This is a genomic window from Lachnoclostridium sp. An169 (genome assembly GCF_002160525.1).
Lineage (GTDB): Bacteria > Bacillota > Clostridia > Lachnospirales > Lachnospiraceae > Mediterraneibacter > Mediterraneibacter cottocaccae.
The window spans coordinates 113,798-122,572 of record NZ_NFKT01000014.1 but is presented as its reverse complement, the minus strand read 5'-3'; the positions used below and the strand labels follow the sequence as shown (position 1 = coordinate 122,572).

Genomic DNA, 8,775 nt, shown 5'->3' with positions numbered 1-8,775 from the left:
AGAGATAAAGAAGAAATCTCAGAGGAAGGTTCGGGCTGTATGTGGACTGATGCTCATACAGGGACAGCCGGGAATCGATCAGGAATGAAAGATCATTCTTCATCGACATATAAATGGCATTGTCCAGGGTGTTGATCGTGAGCAGTTTCGGATCTGTGTAATGTTTTCCAGTCATGGCATTATAAAGTTCCAGCAAATTCTTCTCATCTCCAAAGATCATGATAAAGATCCGGGACTTATATGTCCGGTTTGGTGTGACAGATGCGGTGTTTTCTTTTGTCTGCATAGAGTTCCTCCTTTTTAATAATAAATGCGCAGGAGGCTTCTCCGCCTGTCTCTTTTTCTTTCAACCAGAAACCTCGCTGCTGTGTCAATGGGATATAAAAGCATTGAGATTTCTTTTGATCATAGAATCTTTGATACGGAAAGCTCCGCAGATAAGATGAAATATATCAGAAATAATAATGCTTTGAATACATACTAGCACACAGTGTATGAAAAAACCAGATGGAGATTCGACGAAAATGATTTCCCATTAAGAACTTGTTGAGGTTTTTCAGAATACATGGAAAATATCTGTATAATCAACTATAATAAAAGAAATTTTCTGACAAATAAGGGCGATAAATTCTTTGAAAAAAATGCCGGGCTGATATATAATGGCACTATACTCACATGTTAAGATTGTGTTAAGAAGTTAAACCGATTTATAACCAGACAGACTGTATGAAGTTGATCTTATTGGAAAAACTAAGGAGATGAAATCTGACAAATATTGTGTGGGAGTGAAAGGTGGTGGAAGAAAGCCATGGTGGAAGAGACGATCCGGACCATTAAGGAGACAGAAAAACAGGCGGATGAGATCGTGAAATCCGCGCAGGAGAAGAGCCGCACGATTCTGGAAGAGGCGCGGGAAGAGGCGGACAGACAGAAAAAAGAAATTCTGCAGAATGCCTCGGAGCGTGCAAAAGAGATGGGAGAGGCTGTCCGTGCCAAAGGTCTGCAGGCAGAGGAGCAGGCACAGAAAGATCTGGAAAGTTATGTAAATGAGCTGAAGCAGTCTGTGCAGGCGAAAGAACAGGCGGCGGTTGAGATAATCCTTTCCCAACTGGTCTGAACCCTGACTCTATGCAGTGGAGTTCTGTATCAATACAGAGGACACTGCACATCAGCGAGAAAAAAGGAGGGATGAAATCATGTCGGTACTTAAGATGCAGAGAATGACTGTCTGCGCCTTAAAGAGAGACCGGAAAGCAATCCTGGAAAAGCTCCAGAGTCTTGGAGTAATGGAGATCAGCGGCATCCCGGAGACGGAAGAAGGCTTTGATAAGATGGATACCGCCCAGCAGAGAGCCGGATTTGAGAAGGCGGCAGCCCTGGCAGACCAGGCGATTGAGATCCTGGAGAGGTACGCGCCGGAGAAGAAATCCATGTTTGCGTCCCTGGAGGGAAAGCTTCTGGTGGGAACGGAAAAAGGCAGGAGAGTTCAGGAGGAGAAAAGCGAACTTTTAAAGACAGTAAAAAAGATCTGCAGTCTGGACAGGGAATATGCAGAGAGGAAATCCGAGATTGCAAAGATTGAAAACAGCATCGAGAGTCTGCGGCCCTGGCTTGCCCTCGGAGTGCCTCTCAGAAACACAGAGACAAAACGGACGGTAATGATTCCCGGAACCATGCCGGGAGGAACGGCGGCAGACGATGTGTACGGCGTCCTGTCAGAGCAGTGCCCCGGGACAGAGGGGGTGGACGTGGAGATAATTTCTTCAGAACAGAGCACAGTGTACCTTGCCGTGATCTGTATGAAAGAGGATGCAGCCGCGGTGGAAGAAGCGCTCAGAAGCGCCGGATTTGCGAGACCATCCCAGACATGGGAGCGTACTCCCGAAGCGCAGAAAGCGTATCTGGAACAGCAGATTGCGGAAAACCGCAGCCGGATGGCGGATGTGGAAGAGATGATCCGCTCATTTGCCGCAAGGCGGGAGGAGATTAAGATTCTGGCGGACTATTACCGGGTAAGGGCGGACAAATACGCTGTGCTCGGCGAGATTCCCCAGTCGGAGAGGACATTTGTCCTCAGCGGATATGTCCCGGCGTGTGAAGCGGGACAGGTTGAGAGCTATCTTACGGAAAAATATGACTGTCAGGTGGAGACGGAGGATCTGAAAGAGGATGAGGAAGCTCCGGTCATTTTGAAGAACAATCCGTTTTCCGCGAGTATGGAGAGTGTGGTCGAGTCCTACGGGCTCCCCTCAAAAGGAGAGATTGATCCCACATCTGTCATGTCATTTTTCTACGTGTTCTTTTTCGGAATGATGCTTTCGGATGCGGCATACGGACTGATTGTGGCGGTGGTATGCGGCATACTGGTGTGGAAGTACCCGCGGATGTCGCCGGGGATGAAGAAATCACTGAAACTTTTCCTCTACTGCGGAATCTCCACAGTGGTGTGGGGAATCCTGTTCGGAGGATATTTCGGAAATATTGTGGATATTGTATCGGAAAAATTTTTCGGGGTGACGGTTACGCCCCCTGCGCTGTGGTTTGTGCCGCTGAATGAGCCTATGAAACTGCTGCTCTTTTCCCTACTGTTCGGGCTGATCCATCTGTTTACCGGACTGGGGATCAAAGGGTATCTGTGTATCAAAGACGGGAAGATTATGGATTTCTTCTGTGATGTGGTGCTATGGTTCATGCTTCTTGTGGGACTGATACTGCTGTTCCTGCCAAGCAGCCTTTTCGCATCCATCGCCCAGATGGAGATCCTGTTCCCGGATTGGGTGAATACATTGGCGGCGGTGCTGGCAGCGGCGGGTGCTGTCGGGATCGTGCTGATGTCCGGAAGGGATAAGAAAAATCCGGCGCTGCGGCTGGCACTGGGAGCCTATGATCTGTACAACGTAACAGGTTGGCTCAGTGATGTGCTGTCCTACTCGCGTCTGCTGGCACTGGGACTTGCAACCGGGGTAATCGCATCGGTCATCAACCAGATGGCAAGCATGCTTCCCAATAACGTGATCGGCGTGATCCTGTTTATCATTATTTTTATCGTGGGGCATGCCATGAACCTGGCGATCAACCTTCTGGGCGCCTACGTCCACACGAACCGTCTGCAGTTCGTGGAATTTTTCGGGAAGTTTTATGATGGCGGCGGCAGGCCGTTCCATCCGTTTAAAGAGAATACAAAATATGCAGAAGTCAAGGAGGAAACATTATTATGAGTGAATTAGGAATTGTTTACGCATTACTCGGTGCAGCGGTGGCTGTGCTCTTATCGGGAACAGGATCGGCAATCGGCGTCGGTATCGCAGGCCAGGCGGCGGCAGGAGTTGTGACGGAAGACCCCGGCAAATTTGCAAAGGTGCTTATCATCCAGCTGCTTCCGGGTACTCAGGGACTCTACGGGCTGCTGATCGGATTCATCACACTTTCCAAGATCGGCGTGCTGGGCGGCGGTCTTGCGGATCTGTCCGTATCGACAGGACTTCTGATTCTTGCGGCGTGCCTGCCCATCGGCGTGGTGGGGCTCCTCTCCGCAATCGCGCAGGGAAAGACCGCTGCGGCATCTATCGGCATTATAGCAAAGAAGCCGGATCAGTTTGCAAAGGCAATGCTCTTCCCGGCGATGGTTGAGACCTATGCGATTCTGGCGCTTCTGATCTCATTCCTTTCTGTAACCGGAATTCAGGTATAGGAGGAACGGACTATGAGTGGACTGGATAAAATGAAAGCCCGCATCCTCGAGGAAGCCAACCACTCTGCACAGGAGATCATTTCCGAAGCGGAAAAAGAGGCGGAAAAAATAATGCAGACTGCCCGGGAGGAAGCTTCTGCCGGTGCGGATACAATTCTGGCAAAGGCAAAGCGGGATGCGGCAGAGCAGGAAAAGCGAAATGCCTCATCCAGGGACATGAAGAAAAAGCAGGCGGTTCTTGCCGCAAAGCAGGAAGTAATCCGCAGCGTGATTGACCGGGCATATGAGAGTGTGAGGAAAATGGATGCGCAGGAGTATTTTGAACTGCTTGAAAAGGCTCTTGAAAAATACGTCCTTCCCCAGGAGGGAGAGATCTGCTTTTCCGGTGCGGATCTGGAGAGGATGCCGGGAGATTTTCCGGAGAAAATACAGAAAGCGGCCGCAGATAAAGGAGGGAAACTTACAGTTTCCCGGGAGGCGGCGGATATTGACGGAGGATTTCTTCTCCGGTACGGAGGAATTGAAGAAAACTGTACGATAAAGGCACTGTTCGGCTCGAAGAGGGAAGAACTGTCAGATAAAGTGAACCGGATGCTGTTCGGATAGAGCGAAAAAGCGTAAGGAGGGGTAATCTTGAGTGACACAAAATATACTTACGCGGTGGCGAGGATTCGGGCGTTGGAAAATGCGTTGTTTACCGATGCGGTGATCGAACAGATCCTGGCGTGTCCTACGGCAGAGCAGGCACTGCAGTTTGTAAAGGAAAAAGGATGGGGCAGCGGGGCTGCGGATGAAGATATGGATTCGCTCCTGAACCGGGAGGAAGAGAAGGCATGGGAAGTCATTCGTGATGTGGCGCCGGACATACATCTTTTCGATGTGCTGTCGTATCCGAAGCTGTACCATAATTTAAAAGCAGCGGTGAAGAAAGCCTGCACCGGAGCGCCGGGGGAACACATTTTCTATGAGGACTGTTCGATTCCGGGGCAGGAGATGCTGAAGATCGTGGAGAACAAAGAGTTTTCCAGGCTTCCGGGGAACATGCCGGGGGCGGCGCAGGAGGCTTTTGAGACGCTTCTGCACACGGGAGACGGACAGCTCTGCGACGTGCTCATCGACCGGGCGGCGCTTGAGGCTGTCTTCGAGGCAGGCGAAAAGAGCGGCGAACCTATTATAAGGGACTATGCGGACACAACCGTTGCCATCGCAGATATCCGTATCGCCGTGCGCGCCCGGAAGACAGGAAAAACTGCGGAATTCATGCAGCGCGCCATGGCACCCTGCCGGAGCATCAGCACGGAACAGCTGATCCGGGCGGCGCTTGCGGGAGAGGATGAGATCAGCCGGTATCTTGCAGGCACGGCTTATGCGGGAGGGGCGGAAGCTTTAAAAGAGTCACCGTCCGCATTTGAGCGGTGGTGCGACGACCGGATGACGGAGATAATGAAACCCCAGAAGTACCAGACATTTTCCGTGGGACCGCTTCTGGGTTATCTGACAGGCAGGCAGAACGAGATCAAGACGGTTCGGATTATTCTGACCGGGAAACAGAACGGTTTCCCGGACGATGCGATCCGGGAAAGGATAAGGGAGATGTATGTATAAGATTGCAGTGATCGGCGATTACGACAGTATATACGGTTTCGCCACGTTAGGTCTTGACATCTGCCCTGTCAGGACCGGGGAGGAGATCCGCGAAACATTTCTGAAGGCAGCCGCAGAAGGGTATGGGATTATCTACATTACCGAGGCAGCGGCGGCGCAGATCGAGGCGGAGATCGAGGAATATCGTGAGAGGACGCTTCCTGCCGTGATCCGGATTCCGGGAGTATCCGGGAACACGGGATCCGGCGTGGAAGGCGTGAAGAAGACCGTGGAGCAGGCGGTCGGTTCGGACATTTTGTTTGGAGGAGTAAGCTAATGAGCACAGGAGTGATTAAGAAAGTCGCGGGCCCTCTGGTCATCGCGGAGGGCATGCGTGATGCGAATATGTTCGACGTGGTCCGTGTGAGCAGGCACAGGCTTATCGGTGAGATCATTGAGATGCACGGGGATCAGGCGTCGATCCAGGTATATGAAGAGACCTCCGGGTTAGGCCCGGGGGAACCGGTGGAGTCCATGGGAGTTCCCATGTCCGTGGAGCTGGGGCCGGGGCTCATCACAAGTATCTATGACGGAATCCAGAGACCTTTGGACGACATTATGAAAATATCAGGCAACAATTTAAAACGCGGCGTGGAAGTTCCCTCTCTGAAACGGGATCTGAAGTGGGAGTTCGTGCCCAATGCCGCTGTGGGAGATGAAGTAGAAGCGGGGGATGTGATCGGAACCGTGCAGGAGACCGTCCTGGTGCAGCAGAAGATTATGGTTCCCTACGGGATCAGGGGAAAGATCAAAGAAATCCGCTCCGGAGAATTCACGGTGGAGGAAGTCGTCGCCGTGGTGGAGACAGCGGAAGGGGATAAAGAACTGACCCTGATGCAGAAATGGCCGGTGCGCCGGGGGCGTCCCTACAAGAAGAAACTTCCGCCGGAGATGCCCCTTGTCACAGGACAGCGGGTGATTGATACATTTTTCCCCATTGCGAAAGGCGGAGTGGCGGCGGTGCCGGGTCCCTTCGGAAGCGGTAAGACCGTGATCCAGCATCAGCTTGCAAAGTGGGCGGAAGCGGATATCGTCGTCTACATCGGCTGCGGCGAGCGGGGAAATGAGATGACGGACGTGCTCAATGAGTTCCCGGAGCTGAAAGACCCCAAGACGGGACAGCCTCTGATGCAGCGGACGGTGCTGATTGCGAACACTTCCGATATGCCGGTGGCGGCCCGCGAGGCCTCCATCTATACGGGAATCACGATCGCAGAGTATTTCCGGGATATGGGATATTCCGTAGCTCTGATGGCAGACTCCACGTCCCGCTGGGCGGAGGCTCTCCGGGAGATGTCGGGACGGCTGGAGGAAATGCCCGGCGAGGAGGGCTATCCCGCCTATCTGGGAAGCCGTCTGGCCCAGTTCTATGAGCGCGCGGGGCATGTGATTTCTCTGGGAAAAGAAGGAAGAGAAGGGGCGCTCTCGGTGATCGGCGCAGTATCTCCTCCGGGAGGCGATACGTCCGAGCCGGTATCCCAGGCAACCCTGCGGATTGTAAAGGTATTCTGGGGACTGGATTCCGAGCTGGCATACAAGAGACATTTCCCTGCCATCAACTGGCTGAACAGCTATTCCCTGTATCTGGATGATATGGAGAAATGGTTCAACAGGGAAGTGGCGCCGGACTGGATGGAAGGACGCCAGAAAATGATGACGCTTCTTCAGGAAGAGGCGGAACTAGAAGAGATCGTGAAGATGGTCGGCATGGATGCCCTCTCGCCGGGCGACCGCCTGAAGATGGAGGCGGCAAGGTCCATCCGCGAGGACTTCCTGCATCAGAACTCCTTCCATGAGATCGACACTTACACGTCGCTGAAAAAGCAGCATATGATGATGCTTCTTGTGAACGCATTCTATGAGAGGGCATCTGAGGCACTCTCAAAGGGCGCGTCCCTGCAGAAGCTGATCAGTATGCCGGTGAGGGAGCAGATCGGACGTTTCAAATATGTCAGAGAAGACGAACTGGATACAGAATATGCGAAGGTGAATGAAAATCTGGACGCCCAGATTGCCGAAGCATTCGGAAAGGGGGAGCGGTAAATGCCAAAAGAGTACAGAACCATACAGGAAGTTGCCGGTCCGCTGATGCTTGTGCGCGGTGTGGAGGGCGTGACTTACGATGAACTGGGAGAGATTGAACTGGCTGGTGGAGAGACGCGCCGCTGCAAAGTACTGGAAGTAGACGGAAGCGATGTCCTGGTTCAGCTGTTCGAGAGTTCTGCGGGGATCAACCTGTCCAACAGCAAAGTGCGTTTCCTGGGAAGAAGCATGGAACTCGGCGTTTCGGAAGACATGCTGGGGCGCGTGTTCGACGGGCTGGGACGCCCCATCGACGAGGGCCCGGAGATCCTGCCGGAAGCCAGGCTGGACGTCAACGGCCTGCCTATGAATCCGGCGGCAAGAAGTTACCCGGAGGAGTTTATCCAGACAGGAGTTTCCGCCATTGACGGCCTGAACACTCTTGTCCGCGGACAGAAGCTTCCCATCTTCTCCGCATCCGGACTGCCCCATGCGCAGCTTGCGGCGCAGATCGCCAGACAGGCGAAAGTGCTGGGGACGGACGAGAGCTTTGCCGTTGTATTTGCAGCCATGGGTATCACGTTTGAGGAGTCCAACTTCTTTATCGAGAGCTTCCGCGAGACAGGGGCTCTTGACCGCACCGTTCTCTTTGTGAACCTGGCAAATGACCCTGCCATCGAGCGTATTGCCACGCCGAAGATGGCGCTGACAGCGGCAGAGTATCTTGCATTTGAAAAAGAGATGCATGTGCTCGTCATCCTCACGGACATTACCAACTATGCGGACGCTCTGCGTGAAGTCTCGGCGGCGAGAAAGGAAGTGCCCGGACGCCGCGGTTATCCGGGATATATGTACACGGACCTGGCTTCTATCTACGAGAGAGCCGGAAGGCAGAAAGGAAAGAAGGGAAGTATCACCATGATCCCCATTCTGACTATGCCCGAGGATGACAAGACCCATCCGATCCCGGACCTGACCGGCTATATCACAGAGGGGCAGATTATCCTGAGCCGTGAGCTTTACCGGAAGGGCATTACACCGCCCATCGATGTGCTGCCGTCCCTGTCCCGTCTGAAGGATAAGGGAATCGGTGAGGGCAAGACACGGGCAGACCACTCCAATACCATGAACCAGCTCTTCGCCGCCTATGCCCGCGGAAAAGACGCCAAGGAACTCATGGTGATTCTGGGGGAAGCGGCTCTGACAGAGATCGACCTGATGTACGCCAGATTCGCTGACGCATTCGAAAAAGAATACGTATCCCAGGGGTATAATACCGACCGCAGTATCGAGGAAACTCTGGACATCGGCTGGAAACTCCTGCGGATGCTGCCGCGGACCGAACTGAAACGAATCGACGACAAATATTTAGACATGTACTACGGGACTGTCCCCGAAGCATAAGCGGAGCGGGACTG

The 8,775-nt window shown here is 53.0% G+C and carries 8 protein-coding genes and 1 pseudogene; 8 read left to right on the top strand and 1 reads right to left on the bottom strand.

Annotated features, from left to right (window positions below):
* A pseudogene (locus B5F07_RS11495) lies at positions 1 to 286 on the bottom strand (hypothetical protein); the annotation flags it as partial.
* Between the two features lie 522 nt (positions 287 to 808).
* On the opposite strand from B5F07_RS11495, the gene B5F07_RS11490 reads away from it, so the two are divergent.
* The 8 genes from B5F07_RS11490 (at position 809) to B5F07_RS11455 (ending at position 8,761) form a co-directional block, all read left to right on the top strand.
* Complete coding sequence (locus tag B5F07_RS11490; protein ID WP_087161423.1) at positions 809 to 1,117, top strand: MqnA/MqnD/SBP family protein; 309 nt, start codon at positions 809 to 811, stop codon at positions 1,115 to 1,117.
* 79 nt (positions 1,118 to 1,196) lie between these two features.
* On the top strand, positions 1,197 to 3,218 hold the full coding sequence (locus B5F07_RS11485) for a V-type ATP synthase subunit I (protein ID WP_087161422.1): 2,022 nt from the start codon (positions 1,197 to 1,199) through the stop codon (positions 3,216 to 3,218).
* On the top strand, positions 3,215 to 3,691 hold the full coding sequence (locus tag B5F07_RS11480) for a V-type ATP synthase subunit K (RefSeq protein ID WP_087161421.1): 477 nt from the start codon (positions 3,215 to 3,217) through the stop codon (positions 3,689 to 3,691). Before B5F07_RS11485 ends, B5F07_RS11480 begins: the two co-directional genes overlap by 4 nt.
* 12 nt (positions 3,692 to 3,703) lie before the next feature.
* The gene (locus B5F07_RS11475; RefSeq protein ID WP_087161420.1) at positions 3,704 to 4,297 is read left to right on the top strand and encodes a V-type ATP synthase subunit E; all 594 of its coding nucleotides are present in this window, start codon (positions 3,704 to 3,706) and stop codon (positions 4,295 to 4,297) included.
* 27 nt (positions 4,298 to 4,324) lie between these two features.
* Entirely contained in the window at positions 4,325 to 5,296 is a 972-nt protein-coding gene (locus tag B5F07_RS11470; protein WP_087161419.1) for a V0D/AC39 family V-type ATPase subunit, read from the top strand.
* Positions 5,289 to 5,612, top strand: a complete 324-nt coding sequence (locus B5F07_RS11465) for a V-type ATP synthase subunit F (protein WP_087161418.1) — start codon at positions 5,289 to 5,291, stop codon at positions 5,610 to 5,612. The genes B5F07_RS11470 and B5F07_RS11465 overlap by 8 nt, the downstream gene beginning before the upstream one ends.
* On the top strand, positions 5,612 to 7,378 hold the full coding sequence (locus B5F07_RS11460; protein WP_087161417.1) for a V-type ATP synthase subunit A: 1,767 nt from the start codon (positions 5,612 to 5,614) through the stop codon (positions 7,376 to 7,378). Before B5F07_RS11465 ends, B5F07_RS11460 begins: the two co-directional genes overlap by 1 nt.
* Positions 7,379 to 8,761, top strand: a complete 1,383-nt coding sequence (locus B5F07_RS11455) for a V-type ATP synthase subunit B (protein WP_087161416.1) — start codon at positions 7,379 to 7,381, stop codon at positions 8,759 to 8,761. It begins immediately after the preceding gene.
* Positions 8,762 to 8,775 lie beyond the last annotated feature (14 nt).